We start from the raw sequence: 12,962 nt of genomic DNA on the forward strand, positions 1-12,962 counted from the left end.
CAAGCAATATCCATTGCCCGAAATGAGGAAATCAATTGTACAGAAAGATTAATAAACGTTCAGATGCCTTTATGAAAAATCAAAGTCATCTTAGGCCGGAAGATGCCCGGCAGAAGGGAGCGCACTTTTGTACACCAAAATGTACACCAATAAAAAAGGGTTACGATCATTTCTGATGTAACCCTTTGATTTTCAGTGTGGGAGTTGACGGGTTCGAACCGCCGACCCTCTGCTTGTAAGGCAGATGCTCTGAACCAGCTGAGCTAAACTCCCTTTTCCGTTTTGGTGATGCAAAGATAAGGGGGTGAAGGACCTTTTTGCAAATCTGTGTCCGAAAAAATTGAGAAAAATTTCTGTTTCCAAGAGCTTACGACCTTAATTGATTGATCGTCAGAGTGCTCTTGTTTGAAAAATTTTGCCCTAGTACGTATTGGCTCACTCAAAATTCAGATAGAGTGTAATGGAGTGAGAAGTGAGCTTGCGAATACCGACGCTGGCTGCGTTAGTACTTGGTCGATACAAGTTGGTAAGACCGTGTGAAAACCGAATCTCGGGCGCAAACTTGAAGAACTCGAAAAACTGTTCGAAGCCGATCCCGTACTCTACTGACAGATCCGTTGTTCCGGTGCTAAGCCGGGATAAGCCCTGCGTTTCGCGCCGACGAACATTGGTCTCGAAGCTGAAAGCTCCCCCCGCCAGCAAATACATACGCGAATTGTTACGTCGCTGGGACTTGTATTTAAGCAGGAGCGGAAAATCCAGCCAGGTTGATTCGCGCACTTCGGTTCGACTGGTGCCCCCCGGATAATCGTACTGCACTTCGCGGCTGTAGAGTGATACGGCGGGGGTCAGCCGTAGGTCAAAGCGATCGTCCAGATAACCGTTTATGACAAAGCCAACCCGAAAGCCACCTTTGTTGGGTGAATATATGCGATAAGACGAATCGGCTGACGTAACGAAAGCTGGACTGTACCCCACCGAAAAGCGAGTAATCGGAGCCGCGAAGAAAAAACCGTAGTGGATAGGTTTATCATCGTAATGCTCCAGGTGCTTGCGCACGTATTTGTACGTCTGCGCCTGGGTTGGGAGCGTAGCTAGTAAACTCAGGAGCAGTACAAGGCAAAACGCAGCCCTCAGGCTTTTTTCTGACCGATGTAGATTGAGGCAACGCCGAAGGTAAGCGGTATCCATTTGGTGTTCGTGAAGCCAGCCGCTTCGTAAATACGCAGAAAGTCGGGGCCATCGGGAAACGCCTGCACCGATTCGGGCAAGTACGTATACGCCGATGAGTCCTTACTTACCAAACGTCCGATCAGCGGCAGGATAGTCCGGGAATAAAAACCGTAAACTTGTTTAAACGGGAACTGACGCGGATTCGAGAACTCCAGCACTACGCAAACGCCACCGGGACGCGTAACACGGTGCATGTCGGTCAAGCCCTTGAGCAGGTTCTCGAAGTTACGTACTCCAAAAGCAACGATGACAGCATCGAAATCATTGTCTGGCAGGGGTAAACCTTCCGAATCGCCCATCCGCATTTCGATGATCTGGTCGACACCCCGTTTTTTCATCTTCTCCCGGCCCACGGCCAGCATTCCCTCGGAAATATCCATGCCAACAATTTTTTGTGGCTTGAGGGAGAGTGCTTCCAGCGCGAAGTCGCCCGTACCGGTGGCAATGTCCAGAATACGATTGGGGGCATAGGTAGCCGAGCGGTATTTGCCCAGTTCGCGAATGGCCCGCTTGCGCCAGAGAATATCAATGCCCCCACTCAATACGTGGTTCAGCAGGTCATATTTTGGCGAGATAGCGTCAAACATTTCTGCGACCTGTTCGCGCTTGGAGGTATCTTTATCTTTATAAGGTACGACGGCCATACGAGTGGGGCAGACTCTGTGTCTGCAAGGGGCGTAAAATTAAGGAAGCTATTGGGAAAAGAGAATACATTCTGGTCCCGAAGGTAGGTGACTGGCAAACCCGGCCCTGGTTCGGAAAGTTTCGCCGAAGGCATGGTTTGCGTTTGGAAACGTCTTTACGTAGTTTTCAGGAACGACTTGCCCAACTACGTACTATGATTCGATCTTACCTGCTGCTTAGCACAACGCTGTTTTGTTTTGCCACCTATGGCCAGTCCCTGCACGATCGGACTCTGACGCTCGATACGCACGCCGATGCCCCGATCATGATGCAGAAGCCTGGTTTCGATGTGGGAAAAACGCACGACACCAAAAAAGACGGCTCGCAGATCGATTTCCCGCGGATGAAACAGGGGGGCATGGACGCCATGTTTTTTGCCGTCTATACCTCCCAGGGGCCACGTACACCCGAAGGGCATGCCGAAGCCAAACGGAACGCGTTGAATCAGTTTGAACTGATTCGTCAGGCGCTCAAAAAATACCCGAATCTGGCTGAATTAGCTACAACGCCCGCCGATGCCTATCGAATTCAAAAACTGGGAAAACGGGCCGTTTTTATTGGTATGGAAAACGGCTACCCGGTGGGGGATGATCTGGCAATGCTGAAAACGTATTACGATCTGGGCTGCCGATACATAACCCTGACGCACTTCGCCAACAACCTCATCGGTGATTCGTCGACTGACCCCGATGGACCGATGTACGGCGGTCTGAGTGATTTCGGGAAGAAAGTCGTGCCGGAGATGAACCGGCTGGGGATACTCATCGACGTATCGCATGTGGCCGATAGTACGTTCTACGACGCACTGGAGTTGTCGAGAGCGCCCGTTATTGCGTCACACTCCAACTGCCGGGCGTTGTGCGATTTTCCGCGGAACATGACCGACGATATGATCCGGGCAATTGCTAAGAAAGGCGGTGTGGTACAGGTCAATTTCGTAAGCGATTACCTGAAAAAGCCGTCTGACGAACACCGGGCGGCCAAAACGAAAATCCGTATGGCGCGGGTTGGCAAAGTCGTTACGCCTGAACTGGAAGCGCGGCTTACGGCCCAGAGTGATTCGGTGGCAAAGGTTTATGCTTCTGAGCGGGCCAGCCTGTCGGATATTGCCGACCATATCGACCACATTGTGAAACTGGTGGGCATTGATCACGTGGGGATCGGCTCTGATTTCGACGGGGGCGGGGGTGTTGTTGGTCTGGAGGACGTCAGCGAGATTGGCAACCTGACCAAAGAATTAGTCCGGCGGAACTATTCTGAAGCAGACATCGCCAAGATATGGGGCGGTAATCTGTTGCGGGTGCTGGGGCAGGCTAAAGCAAATTAAACGAATTACTAAAACTCCGTAATAACCAGGCTGGCCCTAATCGGGCCTTTTTACCGCTATTCTCCGGGCTGTTTCCGAAAATACTGTTCTTGCCCTGTTTATGATAGGGTAGTATACTGAATAATAAAGGACGGATATTTCAAACAAAGCCGATCGTTCCTGGCTTCTGCAAGAGTTATACCGCAATCGTTACTACTCAACGAAAATCAGATCATGACGAATACGTATTTGAAATCGTTTGGAATAGGCGTAATCGCTGGAATGAGATCCATGATGGCTCCTGCTTTATTAAGCCGGAAGCTGGTACGTACTATTCCTGCTAAACAGCCAACAAAACCCGTTCATTATCTGGCGTTGCCTCCTGTGTCGATAGGGCTCGCCGTAATGGCGGGTGGCGAAATAATTGGTGATAAAGTGCCTGGTGCCCCTAACCGGACCAAACCGGCCGTTCTGGGCGGTCGTATTGTGTCCGGCGCTGGCTGCGGGGCTGCTATCAGTGAAGTTGAAGGTGGGCAGGCTCCACTGGGTGCGCTGCTGGGCGGACTGGGTGCCGTAGTCGGGACGCTGGTTTTTTTCCGGATGCGGACCTTCCTGGATCATGATCTGGGAATTCCGGATACCATCGGTGCCCTGGCCGAAGATGCGCTGGCCATCGGGGCAGGCTGGTCGATTGTCAACAGCATTGAGGTCGCTCCCCAACCGGAAGGAGCCATGTAGAAAAAGACAAAGGGTCTGGACCAATACGTTCCAGACCCTTTGTCTTTTGCAGAGGAGGTAAAAAGCAAAGGTGAGCCGGAACCTGGTTATAACCAGCGTTGAGTGTTCCTACTTCCTTTAGTTTAGAAAATTATATATTTAATCCGCAAGTTTATATAGAGAGGGTTGCGTAGGGCCCGTTGGTTCTATATTACCCCGCAGGATAAATCTATTCTAAAAGTAGGGTAAAAAAAGAGGTAAATTTGTGGGTCATGAAAGAACTCACAAAAGAACAGGCAAAGCAAATCATACTCGCTCTGATGGGCTATAAACCCTGGCAGCACCTAAGAAATGAAGAGGAATACCTGGTAGAGGTTACGATTCATGATATTATTTCTGTCACGCAGGCCAATCAATTTGGCTTTTACGTCAATTACGCACTGAAGGATTACTTCAAACAAGCGACCCCGCTCGCCGATTCAAACTATCAACTGTACATCGGTTACTGGGAAGCAAACACTCAGACAAATCCTGCTATCCTATCGTTAACCGAACAGCCGGAAGGCGTAAAACCGGAAGGACAAACGTTCTCGAACGTATCGGTTGTCGCCGATTATCTGCGCGATATCAACATCTGGTAACGGTGGTTGATTTGCGCTACCCAGGTAACTGCGCCAGGCCGGTCGGCCGTAGGCCCGGCTTACTTCCACTGTGTAACGTCGATTACGTTCGGGCAGAAGTCGTATTCGTCGGGTTGGTTGGAGCCGATTAGCAGCAATTGATCGACGTCTAATTGCCGGACTTCATCGCGGTACCAGTTCATACCCTGCCGATCCAGATTCGAGGTGGGTTCATCCAGGATAACGACAGGCGATACTGAGAAAAAAGCAAGCCCTAGTTTCACCCGCTGTTTCATCCCCGACGAGTAATACTTAATCTCCTTGTGCCTGGCCCGCTGGAGCATCATACGGTCAATGATCAAATCGATGCTCAGTCCTGCTTTGAAGGGCTTGAACGTCTGGTGAAAAATCAGCAGTTCGTCGAGCGTTAATTCCTCAATCAGTTCCAGATACGGAGCTGCTATGCTGACGTGCCGAAACCAAGTATCCTCTTCCTGTTGGGTGTTATTGATCGAATACGTCAGCTTACCTTCCGTTGCGGGCAGGCTGCCGCTCAGCACCTGCAGCAGGGTTGATTTGCCGCTGCCATTGGGTCCCACGAATGTATAGCTGGTGCCGCTGCTCAGCGCCAGATCGATCCGGCGGAAGATCCACTCTTTCCGGTATTTTTTTCCGACCTGATCAGCGGTAATGGTTATGGACATAGTCTATAAAAATGGCGAATGGATACCGGTTGCCCATGAGGTTCCCAGTATCCACTACTCCAATGAAAAAACGAATTAGTCGCGTTCGCTACCAGACGAGGGACCACGCATGATGCCACGCTCGGAACTACGAATGAAGTTGACTATTTCGTCACGTTCGTCGGATGGCGGTAGCTCAAGTTCAATTCGCGTTAATGCATCAGCGTTATTCAGGCCGCGCATATAAATGTATCGGTAGATTTCTTGAATTTGGTTAATCTTATCATTCTCGAAACCCCGTCGACGTAGACCAATAGAATTAATCCCCGTGTAAGCTAATGGCTCACGAGCCGCTTTTGTGAAAGGCGGTACGTCTTTGCGCACTAACGATCCACCTGAAATCATAGCATGAGCACCAATTTTAACCCACTGATGCACTGAACTCGATCCACCAATAATCGACCAATCGCCCATGTGAACGTGGCCTGCCATCTGTACATTGTTAATAACAATGCAATGATTACCGATCCGGCAGTCGTGCGCTACGTGCGCATAGGCCATAATCAGACAATCTGACCCGATCTCCGTTTTCCAGTGTTCTTCGGTACCCCGGCTGATGGTGGCATACTCACGAATGGTCGTGTTGTCGCCGATGATGGTCTTGGTGTATTCGTTCTTGAACTTGAGGTCCTGTGGGGTTGCTGAGATTACCGCACCGGAATAAATCTTGCAGTTCCGGCCAATCCGGGCGCCTTCGTTGATGACGGCATGCGAGCCAATCCAGGTTCCTTCAGCGATTTCAACATCTTTATGAATAATGGCAAACGGTTCAATGACAACATTTTGCGCAATCTTCGCTTCAGGATGGATATAAGCTAGTGGTTGAATCATAAAGTATTAATCATAGGTCGCGAAAAGCACCAGCAAGTTAATGCCATTACCGCCCGATTTTAGTTCTGAAACGATGCGGTCTTTTGTTTGGTATTTCTGCTCGCGTTCGTAGCTTTTTTATTTTTTCTTGACCAGGCTGGCAATCATATCGGCTTCGCAAACCAACTGATTCCCCACGTAGCCCCGGCCCTGCATCTTTACGATACCACGTTTCATGGGTGAGGTAAACTCACACTTAAAGATTACTGTGTCGCCGGGTAAAACGTTGCGCCGGAACCGGCAATTCTCAATACCTACCAAAAACGGCCAGTAGTTTTCAGGATCGGGTACGGTGCTGAGGACCAGAATACCACCCGTCTGGGCCATCGCTTCCAGCTGCATTACGCCCGGCATAACCGGGTTGCCCGGAAAGTGCCCCGGAAAGAAGGGCTCGTTCATCGTAACGTTTTTTACGCCAACGACGCTGTTCTCGTCCAGAGCGATGATTTTGTCGATCATCTGGAACGGGTAGCGGTGGGGGAGTAACTGCGAAATCCGGTTGATATCCAGGACCGGCGGCTGTTTGGGGTCGTACTGAGGTACCTGGTTAGCCGCGTTCTTCTGCATCAGTTTTTTGATCTTTTTCGCGAAGGCTACGTTAGCCGCATGGCCCGGCCGGGCGGCCAGAATCTGCGCCTTGATGGGCCGACCGATCAGGGCCAGATCGCCCACCATGTCGAGCAGTTTATGGCGCGCCATCTCATTCGGATAGTGCAGGTCCAGATTATTCAGGATGCCTTCCTGCTTGTTCACACTGACCTTCGGCTTATTGAGCAGGTCGGCCAGGTAATCCAGTTCGCCGTCGTTCACGTCGCGGTCAACGATAACGATTGCATTGGTCAGGTCTCCGCCTTTGATGAGATTCTGCCGGTAGAGCGTTTCCAGCTCATGCAGGAACACAAACGTGCGGCAGCTGGCAATCTGTTCGGGAAATTCGCTGATATCGTTCAGATAAGCGTGCTGGCTGCTGATTACCCTTGAGTTGTAGTCAACCATCACCGTCAGCCGGTAATCATTGAGGGGCAGGGCGGCTAGCTCAATGTCCTTCTCCGGATTGCGGTAGTGAACATATTCGCTTACTTCGAAATAGTTACGGGTAGCGTTCTGCTCTTCAATGCCGGCCGACCGTAACGCTTCGATAAACTGAATGGACGAGCCGTCCATGATAGGGGGCTCGGGGCCGTCCAGCTGAATCAGTATGTTGTCCAGCTGCAGGCCAACCAGGGCAGCCAGGGTATGCTCGACGGTGTGGATACGGGCTCCGCTTTGCTCGATGGTAGTTCCCCGCGATAAATCTACGACATTGTCAACGTCAGCATCCACTATGGGCTGCCCTGGTAGATCAACCCGCTGAAATTTGTAGCCGTGATTGGTGGGGGCTGGCAGAAAGGTCATCGTCGCCGAAACGCCTGTGTGCAGACCTACGCCCGACACGGATACAGCCTTCTGAATCGTCTGTTGTTTGGTATTCATATGTTAGTAATCAGCCCGTGGTGAACAACGTATCGGGTGTCAATACGTATCACCAGGTGACCAATGAACGTCATTTTTCTGTTTTTTTCTCTAATACGCTTAACCGGCGGTCCAGCTCCGGTAGCCGGCGGAAAACGGCCAGCGAACGCATACTCTCTTTCAGGTCGAAAGCAGGCGAACTGTTTATTGATAAGCCTTCCTGCGTCACGTTTTTACCCACACCCGACTGTGCGCCTACTTTGGTGCCGTTGGCAATGGTTAGATGGCCCGCAAAACCGACCTGACCCGCAATCACGCAGTTATCACCAATCTTGGTAGATCCCGATATGCCCGTCTGGGCAGCAATAACGGTATTCTGGCCAATCTCGACGTTATGAGCAATCTGAATCAGGTTATCCAGCTTGGCACCCCGCCGGATAATGGTCGAACCCAGCGTAGCACAGTCAATTGTTGTGTTGGAACCCACATTGACGTAATCTTCGAGAACAACGTTACCCAGTTGCGGAATTGTTTTATACGTACCATCAGCCTGCGGGGCAAACCCGAAGCCTTCGCTGCCAATAACAGCATTTGGGTGGATCACGCAGTGATTACCTACCAGACAGTCGTCCAGAACCCGGGCTCCGGTATGAATGATTGTGTTATCGCCAATGGTCACGTTGTTGCCCACGTAAGCATGCGGATAAATTTTCACATTCTGCCCAATGCGACAGTTTCGACCGATGTATGAAAAGGCACCCCGGTAGATTTTCTCTCCAAGCTGGCTGTTCTCCCCCACAAAGGAAGGTTCTTCAACGCCCTGCCGCGAAAAACTGATTAGTTTATAATATTCTTCCAGCAGGCGAGTGAAGGCCGAATAGGCATTATCGACTTGTATCAGCGTGGCGGCTACTGCCTTTTTGGCTTCAAACGTCCGGTCGACGATAACTGCCGAGGAACCCGTTGTGTATAAATGCGTTTCGTACTTAAGATTTGACAGGAATGAGATGTCACCGGGTTGGCCTTCGTCAATTTTTGCCAGGCCACTGATAACCAGTGTATCATCTCCAACTACGTCGCCCGCTAACAACGTAGCGATCTGTCTGACTGTAAACTCCATATAACGTAATATTGCTGTCCCAACGCGCCTGAATCAGGCAGGCGTTTGAGCCGCTAAGGTAGCTAACAAGTTGCATTTTTCGAATATACGCCCCGTAAATCCTCGCCTGTCAGTAGTATATTCTATAGGGAGTAACAGTTGCCCTCACGAAACGGGTTGCTGGTCGACAGTGGCGAATATGTCCAGCCCCCTTGCCCAGCAAACGTAGTAACGCCGGACAATATTGGTAAGAACATGAACATTCGAGAGATCAGAGGCTTCGGCAATATCGATGACTGTACCCGACTTCAGTTTGATATTGATTCGTTCCTGCGATGGCAGGTAAGCGGCATTGGTCGCCTGGCCCTCCACCAGAAAATACGAAATATCCTCTTCTAGTACGCCTGCCTGGCGGAGCTGGCTGGTTAACTCCTGCACCAGCCCGTCGTCGAACGGTTCGGTAGAGAGCACGATTTTGAACAGGTGCCGGTCGAGCAGCATCCTGCATAAGGATGACAGAACCTGATCGGGATGCAGAGCCCACTGTTTGATCGAGCCCCAGACATCGTAGTCGTCCAGTTGTGTAAAGGCATTCAGGTATTTTTTATCCGTCTGAAAATCCAGCAGCGACACACTTTCGCGCAGAAAGAGTTCGAACGTGGCTGGCGCGCTGACGGATTGGCCAGTATCGGCGTCCTGACGAATCAGAAACCGGGCCCGACGCAGAATCTGCACCAGCATAGACTCACAGCAGATCGACGTTTTGTGTAAGTAGACCTGCCAGTACATGAGCCGCCGGGCGTTCAGAAAGTTCTCGACACTCAGCACCCCTTTGGCTTCCACCACCAGTTGGTCATCGACCAGATCCAGCATCTTGATGATCCGTTCGGCCCCGATAGCTCCCTCTGCCACACCGGTATAATAGCCGTCGCGGTTGAGGTAGTCCATGCGGTCCATATCCAGCTGGCTCGAAATAAGCTGGTGAAAAAACGGACGTTCATACGTGCCATCAAACATTCGGATTGCCATCGTCAACCGCCCGTCGAACTGCCGGTTCAGCTCCTGCATCAGCAGCAGCGAGATGGTCTCGTGCGATACGTGATCAAGCAGCGACGATTCCAGTACGTGCGAAAAGGGGCCATGACCAACGTCATGCAGCAGAATGGCAATCTGAGCGGCTTCGCACTCGGCATCGCTGATGCGGTGCCCTTTGCTCTGGAGTGTCTGCATGGCCTGTCCCATCAGGTGCATGGCCCCCAGCGCGTGATGGAATCGGGTATGAAGTGCACCCGGATAGATATAATCGGCCAAACCCATCTGTTTAATGCGCCGGAGCCGCTGAAAATACGGGTGCTCGACCAGATCGTAGATAAGTTCGGTCGGAATGGTGATAAACCCGTAGACTGGGTCGTTGAGAATTTTCTTTTTGTTAGGCGCTGCCATTGAACAAAGATACCAGACTGGAATACAGCATAAACCCGATCCCGCGCGGAAATTCCCGCAAAACCAGCGTGATATGTAAATTTATTGTAAATTTGCACCGTTGATTATCTCTGGTAATTAACAATGGGCTTGTAACTCAGTTGGTTAGAGTGCCTGACTCATAATCAGTAAGTCCCAGGTTCGAGTCCTGGCTGGCCCACGAAACTGTCACGTCCTGCCAAAAGTTGACAGGTTTTAAGATTTATTTTCTTCAGAAATCGGAGCTGACGTCGGCTCCGGTTTTTTTATTCGATACGTTTTGATCGTCACTTTATCCTGTTGGTGCATTTGATAGGGTATTAGATACGAACAAATGGAATGAGGACGTAACTCATTATTAAGCCGAATGCTCTTAATAACCAGAGGCTCCACTTCCTGTTCCGCCCCCGACAAATCACCTAAACCAAATTCAGCTTTCAAGATCCCGTTGATCCCTTCGGCCACTGCGTTGTCATAAGGGCTGCCATCCTGTGTAGTGCTGATGCAAAACTGGGACCTTTTCAATACGTCAGTATAGGTGCGGCTACGGTATTAAAGCCCACGATCGGAATGGTGGATCGTAGACTGCTTGTAGCAACGATTCGCCAGCGCCATCTGTAGCGCTTTCACGGAAGAGGTGGCCAACATATCCTGACAAATTTCGTACCTCATAATGCGTTTGGAATACGCATCACTCACCAGATACAGATAATAGTGCCCCTGAGGAGTTAGTAATTAGGTAATGTCTGCTACCCATAACTCTTCCGGTACACTAGGCACCAAGCCTTTGGCTAAATCAGGGTACTGCCGCATCCAGCCCCTGGAATCCGTCGTTTTGACATAGCTCCGTTTCCTTTTGACTAACATTCCCTGGCTCCTCAGCAGATCGAAGAGGGCATCACGACCAATGCAATAGCCGTCTTGGATCAGCATATAGTGCAGTTTTGCGCGTGCCAACGCGAGGTAGCTGTTGGCGGTACAACTGAATCTGATGAAGAAGGGGCCCTGGCTTCTGCTGGGCTTGCTGGGTGGTCTACTGCCGTTGGAAATACGCCTGTTTGCTAACCCCAAATCCGCGGCAAAGTGGCTCAATCGGTAGCGCTTCCTCTCGACTCGAGTGCTCGACAACTGGGTACCATCTTTTTTTAGGATGCTAATTCCTTCTTGCTGTTCAGTAATTTCCACCAAGGTCTGGTGGGCTTTCACTTGCGCCAAGGCATTGGCCAGGGCCTGTTCCAGTTCTTTAATTCGCTGTTTTGGGGGATCGTTCAAGGGGCGTCCCATTTGGGTATGTTGGCGAGTTGGGTAAGCTAATCTACCATACTTTCAGCACCAGTTCAAGATGGTTGAGTTGCCTTTGATGCCATATTTGATCGCCAGTCGATCTTTATTCAAAAGGCCCCTTCATATTCTTGAACAATCCTGCGTTTGAAGGCTACACTATACTTTCTGGCGGGGGGATTTGTTTTGGGCTTAACTGCTTGTCTGCTCATGAGTTGGCTAAATTGGAGTCAACCTTTTTCAGAACGAGACATGCTCCCTGGTCCTGAAAAACTAGGCTAGTGAAGGCTCACCCGTATCCTAAGGACTGAACCATATTAGCGACGCTCAGCTGCTGGCCACTCAACGGTTGATAGTTACAATCGTTTCACAGAACGTTCCAAAGTGAGAAGCAACAATTAGTACGAAAATGGCAAAGGCTATAACGGTGAACCGTGACGCTTCGGTTATTGGGCTAATCGTAGACCGAAATCGTGACGCTTATCTACTACGCGCTTAATGAGCCCAATCTGGCCACAGTGGTACATGGTGTGCTTGATATTCCAATCAATGGCCTCTCGTTTTGTAGTGGCGATTGGATGAGGAGTAGGGGTTGGCTCTAACGGATTATCCAGTTCCGAAACTTGCAGCGTCGCTAGGATCGCCAACGACTTTTGTTGCATAACCAGTAAGTCAGATCCTAACTTAGCTGACTCTACTTTACCTACTGATTGGGCAGGACCAGATAGGGTGAACAACTCACTATATTCTCGGATAGGAAGCTTTTGGAGAATGTCCATTTGGTGGCCTCGAATGACCATTATAGAATGGAAATACTGACTGATAATCAAATGCCCTACTTGCCAATCTATACTGGATTCGACCGTCGGCGGAATAATCTGCCACTTGATAAATGGCAAAGCCTCAACCAGCTTATTAGTCCACTGGTAGGCATCAGCGGTCTGGTTGATCAACATCTGGATTTCAGTCATGAGTAATTAACAAGTTTGGCTTGGCAGAAAAGCGGATTGTGTACTTATCGGCGAAGTTATTGTAACTACCTCAAAAAGCTTGGGTGTGCTCGTTTTGAAATACGACTTTATGGTTAAGAGCGTGTTGGGGAATTGAGAAAGCTTGAGAGTCGTGTCAACTTTGTGTCGACCAAGACATGAAGCAATGACTAAACAGTGGCAACCACTGACCGACCCTCAATGGGCCGCAATTTCGCCTTTCTTTGACCTTCGACGCAAGCGGACTCATAATTTGCGCCACATCGTAGACGCCTTGTTGTGGTTGCTTCGAACCGGCTGTCAGTGGCGTAACCTGCCCTCGCATTGGCCACACTGGCAGGCGGTGTACTACTATTTCGATCAGTGGAAACAGGCTGGTATATTTGAGCAGATCAACGCTGCTTTGAATCAACTCGACCGTCAGCAAGCCGGACGAGCAAGTCATCCATCAGTACTATGCATTGATTCACAAAGCGTTAAGTTGCATCCCATGATCTTGTCTTAGCC

At 50.2% G+C, this 12,962-nt stretch carries 13 protein-coding genes and 2 tRNA genes; 5 read left to right on the top strand and 10 right to left on the bottom strand.

Going from position 1 to position 12,962, the window contains the following annotated elements:
• Positions 1-198: 198 nt before the first annotated feature.
• The 3 genes from HU175_RS08745 to ubiE all read right to left on the bottom strand — a co-directional run bounded on the left by HU175_RS08745 (position 199) and on the right by ubiE (position 1,877).
• Positions 199-273 (bottom strand) — tRNA-Val (locus HU175_RS08745).
• Positions 274-435: 162 nt separating this feature from the next.
• Positions 436-1,191: a porin family protein gene (locus tag HU175_RS08750; protein WP_176566231.1), complete on the bottom strand. Its 756-nt coding sequence runs from the start codon at positions 1,189-1,191 to the stop codon at positions 436-438.
• The gene (ubiE, locus tag HU175_RS08755) at positions 1,134-1,877 is read right to left on the bottom strand and encodes a bifunctional demethylmenaquinone methyltransferase/2-methoxy-6-polyprenyl-1,4-benzoquinol methylase UbiE (protein ID WP_176566232.1); all 744 of its coding nucleotides are present in this window, start codon (positions 1,875-1,877) and stop codon (positions 1,134-1,136) included. Before ubiE ends, HU175_RS08750 begins: the two co-directional genes overlap by 58 nt.
• Positions 1,878-2,071: 194 nt before the next feature.
• On the opposite strand from ubiE, the gene HU175_RS08760 reads away from it, so the two are divergent.
• From HU175_RS08760 to HU175_RS08770, 3 genes are all read left to right on the top strand, one after another.
• Positions 2,072-3,244: a dipeptidase gene (locus HU175_RS08760; RefSeq protein WP_228724370.1), complete on the top strand. Its 1,173-nt coding sequence runs from the start codon at positions 2,072-2,074 to the stop codon at positions 3,242-3,244.
• Positions 3,245-3,457: 213 nt separating this feature from the next.
• Positions 3,458-3,961: a DUF4126 domain-containing protein gene (locus tag HU175_RS08765; RefSeq protein WP_176566233.1), complete on the top strand. Its 504-nt coding sequence runs from the start codon at positions 3,458-3,460 to the stop codon at positions 3,959-3,961.
• 251 nt (positions 3,962-4,212) lie between these two features.
• Complete coding sequence (locus HU175_RS08770; protein WP_176566234.1) at positions 4,213-4,581, top strand: hypothetical protein; 369 nt, start codon at positions 4,213-4,215, stop codon at positions 4,579-4,581.
• A gap of 59 nt (positions 4,582-4,640) precedes the next feature.
• Here the strand turns inward: HU175_RS08770 and HU175_RS08775 are convergent, their stop codons facing one another.
• From HU175_RS08775 to HU175_RS08795, 5 genes are all read right to left on the bottom strand, one after another.
• Positions 4,641-5,264, bottom strand: a complete 624-nt coding sequence (locus HU175_RS08775) for an ATP-binding cassette domain-containing protein (protein WP_176566235.1) — start codon at positions 5,262-5,264, stop codon at positions 4,641-4,643.
• A 75-nt stretch (positions 5,265-5,339) separates the two neighbouring features.
• Positions 5,340-6,134, bottom strand: a complete 795-nt coding sequence (gene lpxA, locus HU175_RS08780) for an acyl-ACP--UDP-N-acetylglucosamine O-acyltransferase (RefSeq protein ID WP_176566236.1) — start codon at positions 6,132-6,134, stop codon at positions 5,340-5,342.
• Positions 6,135-6,251: 117 nt separating this feature from the next.
• On the bottom strand, positions 6,252-7,646 hold the full coding sequence (locus HU175_RS08785; protein WP_176566237.1) for a bifunctional UDP-3-O-[3-hydroxymyristoyl] N-acetylglucosamine deacetylase/3-hydroxyacyl-ACP dehydratase: 1,395 nt from the start codon (positions 7,644-7,646) through the stop codon (positions 6,252-6,254).
• 70 nt (positions 7,647-7,716) lie between these two features.
• Complete coding sequence (lpxD, locus tag HU175_RS08790) at positions 7,717-8,745, bottom strand: UDP-3-O-(3-hydroxymyristoyl)glucosamine N-acyltransferase (protein ID WP_176566238.1); 1,029 nt, start codon at positions 8,743-8,745, stop codon at positions 7,717-7,719.
• A 144-nt stretch (positions 8,746-8,889) separates the two neighbouring features.
• Positions 8,890-10,167: an HD domain-containing protein gene (locus tag HU175_RS08795; RefSeq protein ID WP_176566239.1), complete on the bottom strand. Its 1,278-nt coding sequence runs from the start codon at positions 10,165-10,167 to the stop codon at positions 8,890-8,892.
• A 125-nt stretch (positions 10,168-10,292) separates the two neighbouring features.
• Between HU175_RS08795 and HU175_RS08800 the strand changes: the two genes are divergently transcribed.
• Positions 10,293-10,366: transfer RNA gene (locus tag HU175_RS08800), tRNA-Ile, on the top strand.
• Positions 10,367-10,920: 554 nt separating this feature from the next.
• Here HU175_RS08800 and HU175_RS08810 read toward each other — a convergent pair.
• Both HU175_RS08810 and HU175_RS08815 read right to left on the bottom strand, forming a co-directional pair.
• Complete coding sequence (locus HU175_RS08810) at positions 10,921-11,469, bottom strand: hypothetical protein (protein WP_176566241.1); 549 nt, start codon at positions 11,467-11,469, stop codon at positions 10,921-10,923.
• 443 nt (positions 11,470-11,912) lie between these two features.
• Positions 11,913-12,437, bottom strand: a complete 525-nt coding sequence (locus tag HU175_RS08815; RefSeq protein ID WP_176566242.1) for a DinB family protein — start codon at positions 12,435-12,437, stop codon at positions 11,913-11,915.
• 184 nt (positions 12,438-12,621) lie between these two features.
• Here HU175_RS08815 and HU175_RS08820 point away from each other — a divergent pair, with 184 nt between their 5' ends.
• Positions 12,622-12,960, top strand: a complete 339-nt coding sequence (locus tag HU175_RS08820; RefSeq protein WP_228724371.1) for a transposase — start codon at positions 12,622-12,624, stop codon at positions 12,958-12,960.
• The last annotated feature ends 2 nt before the right edge of the window (positions 12,961-12,962 follow it).

Origin of the sequence: Spirosoma sp. KUDC1026 (assembly GCF_013375035.1) — a bacterium.
Taxonomy (GTDB): domain Bacteria; phylum Bacteroidota; class Bacteroidia; order Cytophagales; family Spirosomataceae; genus Spirosoma.

Excerpts from the sequence above, each read along its gene's own strand:
- HU175_RS08775 (WP_176566235.1), bottom strand. The coding sequence starts at position 5,264 with ATGTCCATAACCATTACCGCTGATCAGGTCGGAAAAAAATACCGGAAA.
- HU175_RS08820 (WP_228724371.1), top strand. The coding sequence starts at position 12,622 with ATGACTAAACAGTGGCAACCACTGACCGACCCTCAATGGGCCGCAATT.
- HU175_RS08815 (WP_176566242.1), bottom strand. The coding sequence starts at position 12,437 with ATGACTGAAATCCAGATGTTGATCAACCAGACCGCTGATGCCTACCAG.
- HU175_RS08760 (WP_228724370.1), top strand. The coding sequence starts at position 2,072 with ATGATTCGATCTTACCTGCTGCTTAGCACAACGCTGTTTTGTTTTGCC.
- ubiE (WP_176566232.1), bottom strand. The coding sequence starts at position 1,877 with ATGGCCGTCGTACCTTATAAAGATAAAGATACCTCCAAGCGCGAACAG.
- HU175_RS08750 (WP_176566231.1), bottom strand. The coding sequence starts at position 1,191 with ATGGATACCGCTTACCTTCGGCGTTGCCTCAATCTACATCGGTCAGAA.
- HU175_RS08785 (WP_176566237.1), bottom strand. The coding sequence starts at position 7,646 with ATGAATACCAAACAACAGACGATTCAGAAGGCTGTATCCGTGTCGGGC.
- HU175_RS08770 (WP_176566234.1), top strand. The coding sequence starts at position 4,213 with ATGAAAGAACTCACAAAAGAACAGGCAAAGCAAATCATACTCGCTCTG.
- lpxD (WP_176566238.1), bottom strand. The coding sequence starts at position 8,745 with ATGGAGTTTACAGTCAGACAGATCGCTACGTTGTTAGCGGGCGACGTA.
- lpxA (WP_176566236.1), bottom strand. The coding sequence starts at position 6,134 with ATGATTCAACCACTAGCTTATATCCATCCTGAAGCGAAGATTGCGCAA.
- HU175_RS08810 (WP_176566241.1), bottom strand. The coding sequence starts at position 11,469 with ATGGGACGCCCCTTGAACGATCCCCCAAAACAGCGAATTAAAGAACTG.
- HU175_RS08795 (WP_176566239.1), bottom strand. The coding sequence starts at position 10,167 with ATGGCAGCGCCTAACAAAAAGAAAATTCTCAACGACCCAGTCTACGGG.
- HU175_RS08765 (WP_176566233.1), top strand. The coding sequence starts at position 3,458 with ATGACGAATACGTATTTGAAATCGTTTGGAATAGGCGTAATCGCTGGA.